This window comes from Mycobacterium hippophais, from assembly GCF_027529605.1.
Lineage (GTDB): Bacteria > Actinomycetota > Actinomycetes > Mycobacteriales > Mycobacteriaceae > Mycobacterium > Mycobacterium arseniciresistens.
On sequence record NZ_JAPZPY010000001.1, the window covers coordinates 678,301 to 693,701 of the forward strand.

The window sequence follows — 15,401 nt, forward strand, 5'->3', positions numbered from 1 at the left end:
TTACCGGCCGCGCCACAACCGGCGTCGCTCGCCGAGCGCCGACCCCTGGATCCACCACAGCACCTCGATGACCAGGGCGCCGACCAGGCCGATGCCCAGCGCCGTCGCCGTGATCGCCGCGTTCGACGGGTCGAGGATGAACAGCTCCTGCGCCCACGGGATCGAGAAGATCACCACGTAGGCCAGCGCGGAGACCGCCACCAGCGCCACCCGCCACCACTCGTAGGGCCGGGCCACCACCGCCAGCACCCACACCGCCCCCACCAGCAGCGTGATCAGCGCCGCCGTCGAGGCCTGCGTCTGCTCGGTCGGCGTGGCGGCCCGCCCCTGATAGGCGAGCAGGTAGGAGACGAAGGTGCAGGCGCCGACGACCAGTCCCGACGGCAGCGCAGCGGTCATCACGCGGCGGACGAATCCACTGTGGGCGCGTTCACTGTTGGGTGCCAGCGACAGGACGAACGCCGGGATGCCGATGGTGAACCACGCCGCGATGGTCACGTGGATGGGCTGGAACGGGAACGGCAGCGGATCGGTGTCGAACACCTCGGAGGACAATCCGGCCAGGCCGACGAGCACCGCCAGCAGCACCGAGTAGACGGTCTTGGTCAGGAACAGGTTCGACACCCTCTCGATGTTGCCGATCACCCGCCTGCCCTCGCCGACCACGTAGGGCAGCGTGGCGAACTTGTTGTCCAGCAACACGATCTGCGCCACCGCCCGCGACGCCGAGCTGCCCGATCCCATCGCGACACCGATGTCGGCGTCCTTCAGCGCGAGCACGTCGTTGACGCCGTCACCGGTCATCGCGACGGTGTGGCCGCGCGACTGCAGCGCGTGCACCATGGCCCGCTTCTGGTCCGGCCGCACCCGGCCGAAGGTGGTGTACTCCTCGAGGGTGTCGGCCAGCCGGTCGGGTTCATCGGGCAGCCGGCGCGCGTCCATCGTCTCGCCCGTCAGGCCGAGCGATCCCGCGACCGCGCCCACCGACACCGCGTTGTCGCCGGAGATGACCTTGACCGAGACATGTTGCGAGGCGAAGTAGTCGAGGGTGTCGCGGGCGTCGGGCCGCACCCGCTGCTCGAGGACCACCAGCGCGACGGGCGTCACGGTGCCCGGCGCGGCCGCGTCGTCCACCGCCACATCGCACGAGCCGACCAACAGCACCCGCAGCCCCTGCGCGCCGAGCTGCTCGGCCTGCGCCGCGGCCGGTGACGCCGGGTCCAGCAGCACGTCGGGTGCGCCGATCACCCAGTTGCCGTGCTCGCCGTAGGACGCGCCGCTCCACTTGGTGGCCGACTTGAACGGCGCGGTCGCGGTCGCGGTCCAGCCCGGCGGCATCCGGTAGGCCTCGGCGATGGCGAGCATGCTGGCGTTGGGCCTGGCGTCGTCGGCGGCCAACTGCGCCAGCACTTCTGCGACGTCGGCGGTGGACAGCCGCTGCGTGTCGGCGACCCGCATGCCGTTCTCGGTGAGGGTGCCGGTCTTGTCCGCACACACCACGTCGACACGGGCCAGCCCCTCGATGGCGGGCAGTTCGTTGACCAGACACTGACGGCGGCCGAGCCGGACCACGCCCACCGCGAACGCGATCGACGTCATCAGCACCAGCCCTTCGGGCACCATCGGCACCAGCGCGCCGACCATCCGCAGCACCGACTCGCGCCAGTCCGCACCGGTGGTGAACAGCTGGGTGTAGATGATCAGCAGTCCGGCGGGGACCAGCAGATAGGTGATGAACTGGAGGATCTTGTTGATGCCGCTGCGCAGTTCGGACTTCACCAGCGTGAATCTGGTGGCCTCCTCGGCGAGTTTGGCCGCGTACGCTTCCCGGCCCACCCTGGTGGCCCGGTAGGCCCCGCTGCCCGCCACCACGAAGCTGCCCGACATGACGTGGTCACCGGCGTCCTTGGCGATCGGGTCCGCCTCGCCGGTGAGCAGTGATTCGTCCACCTCGAGGTTGGTCTCCTCGATGACGTCGCCGTCGACCACGATCTGATCGCCCGGCCCGAGCTCGATCACGTCGTCGAGCACCACCCGATTCGGCAGCACCGCGACGGCGCCGGACTGCCTGCGCACCAACGGCTTCGCCTGACCGACGATGGCGAGCCTGTCGAGCGTCTTCTTGGCCCGCAGCTCCTGGATGATGCCGATCGCGCTGTTGGCGATGATCAGCAGGCCGAACGCGCCGTTGATCACCGAGCCGGTGGACAGCACGATGACGAGCAGCACTCCGAGGATCGCGTTGATCCGGGTGAAGACGTTGGCCCGGACGATCTCCCGCGTGGTCCGTGCCGCCCGGGTGGGTACGTCGTTGGTCTTGCCGTCGGCGACGCGCTGGGCCACCTCGGCGTCGGACAACCCGGTCGCGACCAGAGCTGCGCTCATCGCGTGAAGACTCCGTTGCCCTCTTCGTCGTAGTAGTCCAGCGTCAGCCTGTCACCGTCGAAGGTCGCCGCGGAAACCGTTCCGGGGGGCGAGTTCTCACTCACCCAGGAATAGCTGAAGACGTTGCCGTCCCATGGCGTGAGCTCCACGTCGAGCTTGGTGCCCATCTTCAGCCGGAGCTTGCCCGACTGCTCGATGACCGTCACCGGGCCCCAGTACTCGTTGCTGTAGACGCCGGCGTAGGACGACAGCGGCCCGGGCGGCCTCGCGCCGGCCGGGCGCTTCTTGCCGACCAGCTCGCCGACCGGCTTCTCCATCTTCTGGAAGATGGTGTTGTACAGCCTGTACCAGTCCTCGCGGACCTCCCCGAACTGGACGAGGTCGGCGAATTCCGCGGTCAGCGCCTCGGGAACACCGGCCGGGGTGGCGTTCGTCAGCGCGATGATGCCGACGTCGGCCGACGGCAGGAACAGGAAGTTGGTGCCCGCACCGGATTCGAAGGCCCCCGAGTGGCTGAGCTCGGTGCGGGCGCCCGAGGTGGTGCCGACGTTGAAGCCGTACCCGTAGAAGCCGGTTCGCATCGCCGGTTCACTGGCCGGGCTGGACACCACCTGCGGGGTGAGGGCGGGCAGCAACGCCTTCGGGTCGATCAGCTGTGTGCCGTCGTGCTTCCCGTCGGCCAGCACCATCGCCAGCCAGCGCGCCATGTCGTTCACCGATGAGCTGGCGCCACCTGCGGGCGCTTCCGGGTCGGCGTCGCGGACGTACAGCGGCTCGTAGCGGCCGTCGATGTGGATGTGGCCCGCGGCGCGGTCAGGCCGGGCTTCGTAGTCGGCGAAGCGGTAGCTGGTCGAGTCCATCCCGAGCGGGTCGAAGATCGCCTCGTCGGCGAGGTCCTCCCACTTCCTGCTCGCCGCGGCCGCGACCGCCTCGGCACCCGCGGTGTATCCGAAGTTGGTGTAGGCGTACGAGATCCGGAACGGATCGAGCGGGAGCTGCCGCATCTTGTCGAGGATGTACTCCCGGGAGTAGCCGAGGTCCTCGAGTTGGTCGCCGGCGTGATCGGGCAGGCCTGAGCGGTGCGACATCATGTCACCGACGGTGACCATCCGGGTGACCGCGGGATCGGACAGCGCGAACCCCGGCAGCTTCTCGACGATCGGGGTGTCCCAACCGACCGCCCCCTTGCCCACCTGGCGGGCTACCACGGTCGCGGCGATCGGCTTGGACAGCGATGCCAGCTGGAACGTCGTGTCGGGGTTCACCTTGTTGCCGTCGCCGTCACCGGCGTTCACGTCCTTGACGCCGAAACCCTTCGCGTACACCGTCTTTCCGCCGTGCACCACCGCGACGGCCATACCGGGGATGCCGGAGGCGTTCATCACCTTCTCGACCAGGCCGTCGAGCTCGGCGACCGCGTCGTCCACCGCGTTCTCGGGCAGCGGCATCGCGGGCACCAGGGGCGGCGGGACGTCGGACTCCGCCGCCGGGGACGACGCAGGCCGAGCCGGTTCGGCGTCGCAGCCCACCGTCGATACCAGCAGCAGACCGACGACGGCGGCGCTGATCAGTGCCCTCATGGTCAGCACCGTAACGGTCCGGCACCCGGTTGGGCGGTCAATGCGCCCGTCGTTACAACTGCCACCACGGCGCGGACGGCCGGATGGTCTCGCGGTCGACGCGTTCGCCCGGCTTCGGCACCACGACCGGGACGCCGGCGGGATCGGCGGCGCGCAGCAGACGTTCGACCGGTTCGGCCCACGGGTGGGGCGCGAGCCGGAACGTCGCCCAGTGGATCGGCACCAGCAGCCCGGCGCCGGCCTCGGCGACGTCGAGGTGTGCGCGCACCGCATCTTCGGGGTTCATGTGGATGTCGGGCCACGCCGGGTGGTACGCACCGACGGGCAGCAGTGTCACGTCGAACGGCCCGTGCTCGGCGCCGATGTCGGCGAAGCTCCTGCTGTAGCCGGTGTCGCCGCCGAAGAAGGCCCGGTGCTTCGGTCCGACGATCGCCCACGACGCCCACAGCGTCGTGTTGCGGGCGAACAGCCGTCCGGAGAAGTGCCGGGCCGGGGTGCAGACCACCGTCAAGTCGCCGATCCGGTGGCTCTCGTTCCAGTCGAGTTCGACGATGCGCTCTTCGGGGATACCCCACTTCCTCAGGTGCGCGCCGACGCCGAGCGGCACACAGAACGGCGCCCACTGGGTACGCGCCAACCCGAGGATCGTGTCGATGTCGAGGTGGTCGTAGTGGTCGTGGCTGATGAGCACGGCGTCCACGGCGGGCAGCGCCTCGAGCTCCACCGGCACGTCGTGCAGCCGGTGCGGCCCGACCTGACGCGACGGCGAACACCGGGAACTCCAGATCGGGTCGGTGAGCACCCGGTAGCCGTCGACCTCGACCAGCGCCGAGGAGTGGCCGTACCAGTGCACCGCCAGGTCGGCGGCCGCGCGGTCGGTGGCCGCCGGGGCGGCCAGCGGGATCGGACCGCCGGGCCCGGAGTCGCGGCCGGTCACCAGTTCGCGCACCAGCAGCCGCTGCTGCTCCGCGTCAAGGCTCATCTGCGACGTCTGGTCGAGATTGACGAAGACGCCGTCGCGGTAGTGCGGTGACCGGCGCGCGACGGCGGCGATCTCGGCGGGCGTGGCGCCCAGGGCGGCGGGGGTGCCGTGCAGCGCCCGCAACACCCAGCTGCCGCCGAGCAGCGAGGCGGTCCCGAAACCGAAGCGCAGCGCGGCCCGCAGCATGTCAGGCGCCCAGGAAGTTCGGCGGCCGCTTCTCGATCCGCGCCACCTGCGCCTCGATGATGTCCTTGCTCCCCCAGGCTCGGTCGAACAGCTCCCGGTGCACGGGCCGCGGCTCGTCGTAGGCGCCGTCGTCGTTGAGCACCCGTTTGGCGTGCTGCAGCGCCAGCGGCGCGAACCCGGCGATCTCCTGGGCCAGGGCCTGCGCGTCGGCGAGCGTTCCGATGCGGTTGGCCATACCGGTCTGCAGGGCGACGTCGGCGGTGAGCCGGTCGGCGGCCATCAGCATCCCGCGCGCCCGGCCGGCCCCGACCAGCGACGTCAGCCGCCGGATGCTCCAGTTGTCGAGCGCGATGCCGTACTTCGCCACGGGGAACTGGAAGTAGGCCTCCGGCGCGACGACGCGTAGGTCGCAGATCATCGAGAGGATGACGCCGGCCCCGATCGCGGGGCCGTTGATCGCGCCGATGACGGGCACCGGCGCCGCATCGATGGCCAGGTTCAGCGCCCTGGCGCGGTCGGGCAGGTCCTCGGCGACACCCGACGGGTCCGACAGGTCCGCACCGGAGCTGAACACGTGGCCCTGGCCGGTCAGCACGATGGCGCGGACGTCCTCGGTGGCGGCCTTCTCGATCGCTTCGCGCAGGCTGTCGACGAGTTCGCTGTTCAGCGCGTTGCGCCGCTCGGCGCGCTGCATCTCCAGGGTCAGCACGTGGCCGTCGCGGGTCACTCCAATCATGGCGCCAACCTATATGAAGCCGGCCGGGGACTCGGTCCGAGTGTTCGCCAGCCCCGCACCGGGATGGTGGAATCGCACGGTGACGCGCAACAGGTGGCGGGTGCCGGCGGCCGTCCTGCTCGCTTCCGTGCTCATGGCGTGCGCGGCGTTCGAGGAACGCCAGGACGAGATCGGCTCGATCACGGCCGCGATGCGCAGCGTGCCCGGCGTCACCCGCGCCGAGCCGACGTACGTCAACAGCACATCGCTGGGCGCGACGTTCACGCTCGCGGTCGAAGTGCGGCACGCCATCTCCCCGGAGCGGCTGGAGCAGGCCGGCGGCCGATTCGTCGTCGAGGTGGACGACCACGGTTTCCCCGAGTACATCGTGTCGCTGAAGGTCCAGACCACGCGGGTGGACCGGGCGGAGGGATCGTCGGGCGCCTCTTTCCGGCTCACCGACGACCGACTCGGGCGCAACCCGGTGAGCGCCGACGACGTGGCCGGCGACCTGCGACTGTGGGCGGAGGCGATGCAGTTCCCGGGCGTGGTGTCGGTGCACCTGAGCCGCCCGGCCGAATCGGCGAGCGAACCCGGGGTCAACGATCGCCGGCTCGACATCCGGGTCGCCGACCGCGAGGCCGGTGAGCGGCTGGCGGCGCGGTTCCCGGAGACATCGGGGCACTGGCGCGTCGAGGCCCGTCCCGCTGGCTAGCCTTTCTCCATGAGCCGGATCGGTGCGCTGCAGATCCGCGACGCCGTGCTCGACCCCGGCTCGTTCCGCAGCTGGGACGGCCCGCCCCTGCCCGTGGCCACCAGCGACACCTACCGCGAAGAACTCGCCGATGCCGCGGCCGCCACCGGCCTTGACGAGTCGGTGCTGACCGGCGAGGGAACCGTCTACGGGCGACGGGTCGCCGTGGTGGCGTGCGAGTTCGACTTCCTCGCCGGATCCATCGGGGTGGCCGCCGCCGAGCGCATCGCCGCGGCCGTCGCGCGCGCGACCGCCGAGCGGCTGCCGCTGGTGGCCTCCCCCAGCTCCGGCGGCACCCGCATGCAGGAGGGCACGGTCGCGTTCCTGCAGATGGTCAAGATCGCCGCGGCCGTCGAGCTGCACAAGCGCGCGCACCTGCCCTACCTGGTGTACCTGCGTCACCCCACGACGGGCGGGGTGTTCGCATCCTGGGGTTCGCAAGGGCACGTCACGGCCGCCGAACCCGGCGCCCTGATCGGCTTCCTCGGGCCGCGGGTCTACCGCCACCTCTACGGCGAGGAGTTTCCCGAAGGCGTGCAGACCGCGGAGAACCTGCACCGGCACGGGGTGATCGACGGCGTGGTGCCGCTGGAGTTCCTGCGCTCGACGCTCGACCGCACTCTCACCGTCATCGCCGACCGGCCGGAGCCGGCGCCGCACGCTGCACCCGCCGAGGCTGCGCGCACCGACGTGCCGGCATGGGAGTCGGTCACCGCGTCGCGCCGGCCGGACCGACCCGGCGTGGCCTACCTGCTGCGTCACGGCACCACCGAACGCGTACTGCTGTCGGGCACCGGACGGCACTCCACGACACTGCTCGCGCTGGCCCGATTCGGCGGCCAGCCCGCCGTGGTGGTCGGCCAGCAGCGCGTCGTCGGCGGGCTGGTCGGGCCGGCCGCCCTGCGCGAGGCGCGCCGCGGGATGGCGCTGGCCGCCGGGTTGCGGCTGCCGCTGGTGCTGGTGATCGACACCGCGGGTCCGGCGCTGTCGACTGAGGCCGAGCAGGGTGGGCTCGCCGGCGAGATCGCCCGCTGCCTGGCCGAACTCGTCACCCTGGACACCCCGACGGTGTCGGTGCTGCTCGGACAGGGCAGCGGCGGGCCCGCGCTGGCGATGGTGCCCGCCGACCGGGTGCTGGCCGCCCAGCACGGCTGGCTGGCGCCGCTGCCGCCCGAGGGCGCCAGTGCCATCGTCTTCCGCGACACCGACCATGCGCCCGAACTCGCTGCGCAGCAGGGCATCCGGTCGGCCGACCTGCTGCGCGACGGCATCGTCGACGCCATCGTCGCCGAGCACCCCGATGCGGCCGACGAACCGCAGGAGTTCACCGCGCGGCTGTCGGCGTCGATCGCGGTGGAACTGCACCGGTTGCGCGAGGCGCCCGATGGCGACCGGCTGACCCACCGGCTGGCGCGCTACCGCCGAATCGGCCTGCCGTCCTGACGGTCAGAACGAGACGGGGCCGGTGATACCGACCATCATCGCCGCGGCCAGCGCCAGCAGCACCTGCAGCACGCACCCGGTGATCGCGACGCGCACCGACTGCTTCGCCCTAACGAGGCGCCAGATCGCGATCGCGGTGGTGACGACCAGCAGCGCGCCACCGCCGTAGAGCGTCGCCTCCATCGCCCACTCGGCCCACCGCGGATCGCAGTCTCCGGAGTCACACGAGGCGACGGCGCTGATCGCCGTGAGCCCGACGACGGACGCCGCGATCTGCGCCAGCGTCAGCTGGAGGAACAGGATCGCCGCGGTGATCGCGATCTGTGCGGCCCCTGCCCGCGGGCGCCGGGCCGCTTCGACGGCGACCCCGTCCTGATGTGCCACCCGTCCAGTATCGAGGCGGCCGAAGAGCGTCGAGCGCGGCAATATCGGGCGGCGCGGTGGACGCTAACCGCCCAGTTCGGACACCTCGGCGTCGAGGATCGCGGCCTGCTCGGTCAGTTCCCGATCCGACGGGTCGTCACCGAGGCGGGCGGTGAGGTCGCGCCGCGTGATCACCTCGAGGGCGCCCCTGTACTCGTCGGACGCCAGCTGGTCGGCGGTGACCACGTCGGCGCGGCCCTCGATCAGGACCAGCACGGCGTCGCCCTCAGCGCTGTGCAACCGGCGCACGTCGTCGGCGGAGACCGTCATCACTGCCCCCGCCCGGTCCGCTGCTGCAGACGGTCGATCATCTCCGACGCCTGCGCCTTGGTCAGGTCGTCTGGCACCTCTTCACCGGCTTCCTGCGCCAAGGTGCCCAGGTAACTGCGTTGCGGTCCGGTCATCGGCTCGTCGCCGGTGACCCAGTCCGACGCGTCCTTCTCGGCGTTCTCCTGGGGGGCTCGCCCCACGTCTTCAGTCATGACTGTCCTATGCCCGCTGCGGGCGGCACTTATGCGTGCGATCCGAACATCAGTGCGAAGAAGATGGCGCCGCTGGTGACGAGGTTCAACGGCAGCCGCAGCAGGCTGCGCCGGGTCCACCGCACCGCCGCCGCTTCGTCGACGGCGGCGGGGTCGGTCCGCTCGAACTCTGCCGCCTTGGGGATCACGTCGAGCAGCGACCACATCCGCGCCGCGACGTGCGTGGCCAGCGCGACGAGCAGCGGGTACCGCGTCGCGGGTTGCCCCCACGCCGCGATCACCGACATGACGAGCAGCACCTCGAACGCGATGTGCGCCGGAAGCCAGAACCGCCGCCGGGAGATGCCGCCGTTGCGCTGCTGGACGATGCCGGGCCGCTTGGGCCAGAACGGGTCGATCGCGAGGTGCTCGTAGAGTCCGCCGCCGAGCAGGATGCCGGAGAACAACGCGGTGGTGGCGATCAGGACGAGCGTCGGGGTCCACACGCGGTCCCATTATCCCGGCTCATCGTGGCTCGTCCGGTGCGCTGAGATACCGCTGGACCGTCGGCGCCAGCCAGGCCACCACCTCGTCGCGGGTCATGTCGACGACCGGGGGCAGCCGCAGCACGTAGCGGCAGAGCGCCAGCCCGAGCATCTGGGTGGCGATCAGAGCGGCCCGCCGGGCGGGCGCCGTCGGCCCGATCTTTGTCAGCGCGGGCAGCAGCTGCGCGCTGAAGATCTCCCGCATGCGCTGCGCGGCATCGCTGTTCGTCGTGCTGGAGCGCAGCAGCACGACGAGCGCCTCGTCGCGCTCCCACCGGTCGACGAAGTGGCCGACCAGCAGCTTGCCGAGTTCGTCCGCCGCGACGTCGGCGACATCGGGCAGGTCAAGGTCGAAGTCCGCCGCCGCGGCGAACAGCTGGTCCTTGCTGCCGAAGTACCGCATCACCATCGACGGGTCGATGTTCGCGTCCGCGGCGATCGCCCGGATGGTGGCCCGTTCGAACCCCGACGCGGCGAAACGCTCGCGGGCGGCGGCAAGGATCACCGCCTTCGTCTCGACCGATGATCTACGCATGCCAACGAGTGTAGGCCAACAAGTGTTGACTTTCTCGGCCAACGGGCGCACAGTTATGCCAACAAGCGTTGGCATTGAGCGAAGGAGTGGACCATGAACGACACCGACGTCCTGATCGTGGGAGCCGGTCCGAGCGGACTGACACTGGCTGCGTCGCTGCTCAGACGCGGTGTGCGGACCACCATCGTCGACCGGCAGGCCGCGGGGGCCAACACCTCACGGGCCGCCGCCGTCAACGCCCGCACCCTCGAGGTGCTCGAGGATCTCGACGTGTCGCGCCGCCTGGTCAAGCAGGGGGTGCAGGCGCCGCGCTTCTCCATCCGCGACCGCGCCCGCACGCTGATCCCGATCGACTTCAGCGTCCTGCCGTCGGCCTACCCGTACACCCTGCTCGTCCCGCAGAGCACCACCGAGCAGGTGTTGCTCGACCGGCTCGTCGAGCTGGGCGGCACAATCATCCGGCCGAAGACCTTGGAGTCGGTCACCCAGGACGCCGACGGGGTGACGGCGGTGTTCGACGACGGCGACGTGCTGCGCGCCCGCTACGTCGTCGGCGCCGACGGGATCCACAGCACCGTGCGCGAACACGCAGGCATCGGCTTCACCGGTGGCGCCTACGACGAGTCCTTCGTGCTCGCCGACGTCCGGCTGACCGGTGATGCGCCGGTCGAGGAGGTCGTGTTGTTCTGGGCGACGGCCGGGCTCACGGTGGTGGCACCGCTGCCCGACGGCTCCTTCCGGATCGTCGCCCCGGTCGCCGACGCACCCGCGGAACCGTCGGTCGCGTTCGTCCAGCAGCTCCTCGACGAGCGGAGCGCAGGCAATGTGCGGGTGACCGAGGTGGTCTGGGGTTCCCGGTTCCGCATCCAGCACCGGGTGGCCGACACCTACCGGGCCGGCCGGCTCCTGCTGGTGGGCGACGCCGCACACGTGCACAGTCCCGCGGGCGGGCAGGGCATGAACCTGGGCATCCAGGACGCGGTCGCGCTGGCCGGCGCACTCCCCGCGGTGCTCGAAGGCGGATCGCCCGCGCTGCTCGACGACTACAGCGACACCCGCAGGCCCATCGCCCGCGATGTGGTCAGCCTGACCCACCGGCTGACCCGGCTGGCCACCCTGCCCCGCGCCCTGCGCCCGGTACGCAACACGGCGATGAGCCTGGCCGGCCGGATCCCCGCGGTGCGGCGCGCACTGGCGTGGCGACTGTCCGGCCTGGTGTACCGCTAGCCGTCCAGACCGAGGACGCGCACGCTCTCCTCACGCATCTCGACCTTGCGCACCTTGCCGGTGACGGTCATCGGGAACTCGTCCACGACGTGCACGTAGCGCGGGATCTTGTAGTGCGCCAGCTTGTTCCGGGCAAAGGACCGCACCGCGTCGGCGTCGAGCGCGGCGCGGCCCGCCTTCATCCGGATCCACGCGCAGATCTCCTCGCCGTACTTCTCGTCGGGCACACCCACCACCTGGGCGTCCTCGATGTCGGGATGGGTGTAGAGGAACTCCTCGATCTCGCGCGGATAGACGTTCTCACCACCGCGGATCACCATGTCCTTGATCCGGCCGACCACGTTGCAGTACCCGTCCTCGCGCATGACGGCGAGGTCGCCGGTGTGCATCCAGCCCTCGGCGTCGATCGCCTCGGCCGTCTTCGCGTCGTCCTCCCAGTACCCGAGCATGACCGAGTAACCGCGCGTGCAGAATTCGCCCGTCTCGCCCCGGTCCAGGGTCTCGCCGCTTCCGGGGTCGACGATCTTCACCTCGACGTGTGGATGCGCCCGGCCGATCGACGCGGTGCGCCGTTCGAGGTCGTCGTCGATCAGCGTCTGGCACGACACCGGCGACGTCTCCGTCATGCCGTAGGCGATCGCCACCTCCGCCATGTTCATGTCGGCCACGCACCGCTTCATCACCTCCACCGGGCACACCGAACCGGCCATGATCCCGGTGCGCAGCGACGACAGGTCAGTGTTCGCGAAGTCCGGGTGGCCGAGCATCGCGATGAACATCGTCGGCACGCCGTACACGCCGGTGCACCGCTCCTGTTCGATCGCGGCGAGGGTGAGGCCGGGGTCGAAGCCGGGCGCCGGGATCACCATCGTGGTGCCGTGCGCGGTGCACCCGAGGTTTCCCATCACCATGCCGAAGCAGTGGTAGAAGGGCACCGGAATGCACAACCGGTCCTGTGGCCCCAGATTGATCAACTCCGTGGCGAAGTACCCGTTGTTGAGGATGTTGCGGTGTGACAGCGTCGCGCCCTTCGGGAAACCCGTTGTGCCCGAGGTGTACTGGATGTTGATCGGGTCGCCGGTGTCCAGCTGCGCCATCCGGTCCCGCACCGCGTCGACGGCGACCTCCTGCTGCTGATGCAGGGCCGTCCACTCGTCGGTGCCCAGGAACAGCACGTCCCGCAATGCACGGCAGCCGGGGCGCACCTCGTCGACCATGGCGCGGTAGTCCGAGGACTTGAAGGACGTCGCGGCGATCAGCGTGCGCACCCCGGACTGCTCGAGCACATAGGCCAGCTCGTGTGTGCGGTAGGCGGGATTGATGTTGACCAGGATGGCGCCGATCTTCGCCGCGGCGTACTGCACGATCGTCCACTCCGCGCAGTTCGGCGCCCAGATCCCGACCCGCTCGCCCTTCTCCACGCCGAGGCCGATCAAACCGGCGGCGGTGCGGTCGATCTCGTCGTTCAGCTCGGCATAGGTCCAGCGCCTGCCGGTGACCACCTCGACAAGCGCTTCGACGTCGGGATGCGCCTGTGCGGTCCGCTCGAAGTTGGTCCCGATCGTCTCCTCGAGCAGAGCGACGTCGGTGGGTCCGCGGTCGTAGGCTTCCATGCCGCTATGGTCTACGTCACAGCCGCCGACCGCCACCCCCTGCCGGTCGGGTAAGCACGAGGAGTGGTTGCCGTTCACCCGTTCCGCATCGCCGTTCCTGACGCCGCCCTCACCGATCTCAGGACGAGGCTCGCCAACACCAGGTGGCCGGAGAACGAGACCGTCGACGACTGGAGCCAGGGCGTCCCGCTGGCCTACACCCGCGAACTCGCCGGCTACTGGGCAGACGGCTACGACTGGCGCGCCCGGGAGGCCGCGCTCAACCGGTTCGACCAGTTCACCACCGACGTCGACGGGCTCGAGATCCACTTCATCCATCAGCGGTCCTCCCGCGACAACGCGTTCCCGCTGCTGATCACGCACGGCTGGCCCGGGTCGATCGTGGAGTTCCACAAGGTGATCGAGCCGCTCACCGCCGCGGGCTTCGACGTCGTGTGCCCGTCGCTGCCGGGATACGGCTTCTCCGGCAAGCCGACCGGCACCGGGTGGGGCATCGAGCGGATCGCCGTCGCGTGGGACACGCTGATGGGCCGGCTCGGGTACGACCGCTACGGCGCGCAGGGCGGCGACTGGGGCGCCGCGGTGACCACGCAGATCGGCCGCAACGTCGGATCGTGCGTCGGCATCCACCTGAACATGCCGATCGGCAGGCCGCCGAAGGACCTCGCCGACGCCACCGAGGAGGAGCAGCGGGCGCTCGCCCGCGTCGCCGAGCACCAGCGCTGGGGCACCGGCTACTCCAAGGAGCAGTCCACCCGGCCACAGACCGTGGGCTACGGCCTGGTCGACTCGCCGGTCGGCCAGCTGGCCTGGATCGTCGAGAAGTTCTGGGCGTGGACCGACTGCGACGGGCACCCCGAGAACGCCGTCGGCCGCGACGAGATGCTCGACAACGTGATGCTGTACTGGCTCACCGCGTCGGCGGCGTCGTCGGCACGGCTGTACTGGGAGAGCTTCAACAGCTTCGGCGGCGGCGACCCGGTCACGCTGCCGACCGGTGTGGCGTCGTTCCCGAAGGAGATCCTGCAGTCGTCGCGCCGGTGGTGCGAGCCGAATTACAACATCACCCACTGGACGACGATGCCCCGCGGCGGACACTTCGCCGCGCTCGAACAGCCCGAGTTGTTCGTCGACGACGTGACCGCGTTCTTCGACACGGTTCGCTGAATGACGTCGATCGAAGCCGACTACCTGGTGATCGGTGCGGGCGCCACCGGGATGGCGTTCGTCGACACCCTCGTCCACGAGAGCGACGCGACGGTGGTGGTCGTCGACCGCGGCCATGCGCCGGGCGGACACTGGACCGTCGCGTATCCCTTTGTCCGGCTGCACCAGCCGTCGGCGTACTACGGGGTGAACTCCCGGGCGCTGGGCAGCGACACCATCGACCGCACCGGCTGGAACGCCGGCTTCTACGAACTGGCCAGCGGGGCCGAGGTGTGCGCGTACTTCGACGCGGTGATGCAGCAGCACCTGCTGCCGACCGGCCGCGTCACCTACCACCCGATGAGCGAGTACCTCGGTGACGGCCGGATCCGCACGTTCGGCGGCGACGAGGTGCACGTGACGGTGCGCCGACGGGTGGTCGACACGACGTTCGTCGGCGTCACCGTGCCTGCGATGCGCCCGCCGCCCTATCGCGTCGACGGTGTCGAGTGCGTGCCGCCGAACGCGCTGCCGGCTCCCCGTCCGACGCCGGACCGCTACGTCATCGTCGGCGCGGGCAAGACCGCGATGGACGCCTGCCTGTGGCTGCTGCGGCACGGCGTCGCACCGCGGCGGCTCACGTGGGTGAAGCCCCGCGACGCCTGGCTGCTGAACCGCGCCTCGGTGCAGCCCGGTGCGCAGTTCACCAAGAACGTGCTGGCCGACGTGGCGGCGCAGCTGCAGTCGGTCGAACTCGCCTCGTCGGTGCGCGATCTGTTCGGCCGGCTCGCGGAATCCGGTGTGCTGCTGCGCATCGACGATTCGGTGGAGCCGACGATGTACCGCTGCGCGATCGTGTCGCAGGCCGAGCTCGAGCAGCTGCGGCGCATCGAGGACGTCGTGCGGCTGGGGCATGTGCAGGCCGTCGAGCCCGGCCGGATGACGCTGGAGGGCGGGACGGTGGCCGTCGACGGCACGGCGCTCTACATCGACTGCACCGCCGTCGGCCTCGGCCGCCTCGGAACGACGACCGTGTTCACCGACGACCTGATCACCCTGCAGACCGTGCGGACCTGTCAGCCGGTCTTCAGCGCGGCGCTCATCGCCCACGTCGAGGCGGCGTACGACGACGACGCCACCCGCAACGCGTACTGCGCGCCGGTGCCCAACCCCGAAGTGCCGCTCGACTGGCTGCGAATTACGTTGACCTACAACCGCAATCAGCTGCGGTGGTTCGACGACCCGACGATGATGGCGTGGCTCGACACCGCGCGGCTCAACATCCTCAGTCACGCGACGGGTTCGGTGAGCTCACGCGCCCGCGAGAAGATCATGGGCGTGATGCGATCGCGGCTGGCCGCCACCAACGTCAAACTCGAGGCGCTCCTGGCTTCGGGTTGAGATCG

General features: G+C 70.4%; 15 protein-coding genes. 5 read left to right on the top strand and 10 right to left on the bottom strand.

Annotated elements, in window-relative coordinates:
* From O6P37_RS03305 to O6P37_RS03320, 4 genes are read right to left on the bottom strand one after another with little or no spacing between them, the layout of a single operon-like run.
* Window positions 1-2,385: a cation-translocating P-type ATPase gene (locus O6P37_RS03305; RefSeq protein WP_269892713.1), complete on the bottom strand. Its 2,385-nt coding sequence runs from the start codon at window positions 2,383-2,385 to the stop codon at window positions 1-3.
* Entirely contained in the window at window positions 2,382-3,965 is a 1,584-nt protein-coding gene (locus tag O6P37_RS03310) for a serine hydrolase (protein WP_269892714.1), read from the bottom strand. The genes O6P37_RS03305 and O6P37_RS03310 overlap by 4 nt, the downstream gene beginning before the upstream one ends.
* Before the next feature lie 52 nt (window positions 3,966-4,017).
* A complete protein-coding gene (locus O6P37_RS03315; RefSeq protein ID WP_269892715.1) occupies window positions 4,018-5,133 on the bottom strand; it encodes an MBL fold metallo-hydrolase in 1,116 nt (371 codons plus the stop codon).
* A gap of 1 nt (window position 5,134) precedes the next feature.
* Window positions 5,135-5,869 (bottom strand): enoyl-CoA hydratase, encoded by a 735-nt coding sequence (locus tag O6P37_RS03320; RefSeq protein ID WP_269892716.1) that lies wholly within the window; start codon window positions 5,867-5,869, stop codon window positions 5,135-5,137.
* A gap of 79 nt (window positions 5,870-5,948) precedes the next feature.
* Between O6P37_RS03320 and O6P37_RS03325 the strand changes: the two genes are divergently transcribed.
* Both O6P37_RS03325 and O6P37_RS03330 read left to right on the top strand, forming a co-directional pair.
* Entirely contained in the window at window positions 5,949-6,563 is a 615-nt protein-coding gene (locus O6P37_RS03325; RefSeq protein ID WP_269892717.1) for a hypothetical protein, read from the top strand.
* 9 nt (window positions 6,564-6,572) lie between these two features.
* Window positions 6,573-8,045 (top strand): carboxyl transferase domain-containing protein, encoded by a 1,473-nt coding sequence (locus O6P37_RS03330; RefSeq protein WP_269892718.1) that lies wholly within the window; start codon window positions 6,573-6,575, stop codon window positions 8,043-8,045.
* Window positions 8,046-8,048: 3 nt separating this feature from the next.
* On the opposite strand, the gene O6P37_RS03335 is transcribed toward O6P37_RS03330, so the two are convergent.
* The 5 genes from O6P37_RS03335 to O6P37_RS03355 form a co-directional block, all read right to left on the bottom strand.
* Entirely contained in the window at window positions 8,049-8,429 is a 381-nt protein-coding gene (locus O6P37_RS03335; RefSeq protein ID WP_269892719.1) for a hypothetical protein, read from the bottom strand.
* A 63-nt stretch (window positions 8,430-8,492) separates the two neighbouring features.
* Window positions 8,493-8,738, bottom strand: coding sequence for a hypothetical protein (locus O6P37_RS03340; protein ID WP_269892720.1), 246 nt, complete (start codon window positions 8,736-8,738; stop codon window positions 8,493-8,495).
* On the bottom strand, window positions 8,738-8,950 hold the full coding sequence (locus O6P37_RS03345) for a DUF3072 domain-containing protein (RefSeq protein ID WP_269892721.1): 213 nt from the start codon (window positions 8,948-8,950) through the stop codon (window positions 8,738-8,740). The genes O6P37_RS03340 and O6P37_RS03345 overlap by 1 nt, the downstream gene beginning before the upstream one ends.
* A gap of 29 nt (window positions 8,951-8,979) precedes the next feature.
* On the bottom strand, window positions 8,980-9,435 hold the full coding sequence (locus O6P37_RS03350; RefSeq protein ID WP_269892722.1) for a hypothetical protein: 456 nt from the start codon (window positions 9,433-9,435) through the stop codon (window positions 8,980-8,982).
* Window positions 9,436-9,454: 19 nt separating this feature from the next.
* Window positions 9,455-10,009, bottom strand: a complete 555-nt coding sequence (locus tag O6P37_RS03355; RefSeq protein ID WP_269892723.1) for a TetR/AcrR family transcriptional regulator — start codon at window positions 10,007-10,009, stop codon at window positions 9,455-9,457.
* A gap of 93 nt (window positions 10,010-10,102) precedes the next feature.
* On the opposite strand from O6P37_RS03355, the gene O6P37_RS03360 reads away from it, so the two are divergent.
* The gene (locus O6P37_RS03360; protein ID WP_269892724.1) at window positions 10,103-11,236 is read left to right on the top strand and encodes an FAD-dependent oxidoreductase; all 1,134 of its coding nucleotides are present in this window, start codon (window positions 10,103-10,105) and stop codon (window positions 11,234-11,236) included.
* Here O6P37_RS03360 and O6P37_RS03365 read toward each other — a convergent pair.
* Window positions 11,233-12,849: an AMP-binding protein gene (locus O6P37_RS03365; protein WP_269892725.1), complete on the bottom strand. Its 1,617-nt coding sequence runs from the start codon at window positions 12,847-12,849 to the stop codon at window positions 11,233-11,235. The genes O6P37_RS03360 and O6P37_RS03365 overlap by 4 nt on opposite strands.
* 63 nt (window positions 12,850-12,912) lie before the next feature.
* Between O6P37_RS03365 and O6P37_RS03370 the strand changes: the two genes are divergently transcribed.
* Together O6P37_RS03370 and O6P37_RS03375 are read left to right on the top strand one after the other, a co-directional pair.
* Window positions 12,913-14,016, top strand: coding sequence for an epoxide hydrolase family protein (locus O6P37_RS03370; protein WP_269892726.1), 1,104 nt, complete (start codon window positions 12,913-12,915; stop codon window positions 14,014-14,016).
* Window positions 14,017-15,396 (top strand): NAD(P)-binding protein, encoded by a 1,380-nt coding sequence (locus tag O6P37_RS03375; protein ID WP_269892727.1) that lies wholly within the window; start codon window positions 14,017-14,019, stop codon window positions 15,394-15,396.
* The last annotated feature ends 5 nt before the right edge of the window (window positions 15,397-15,401 follow it).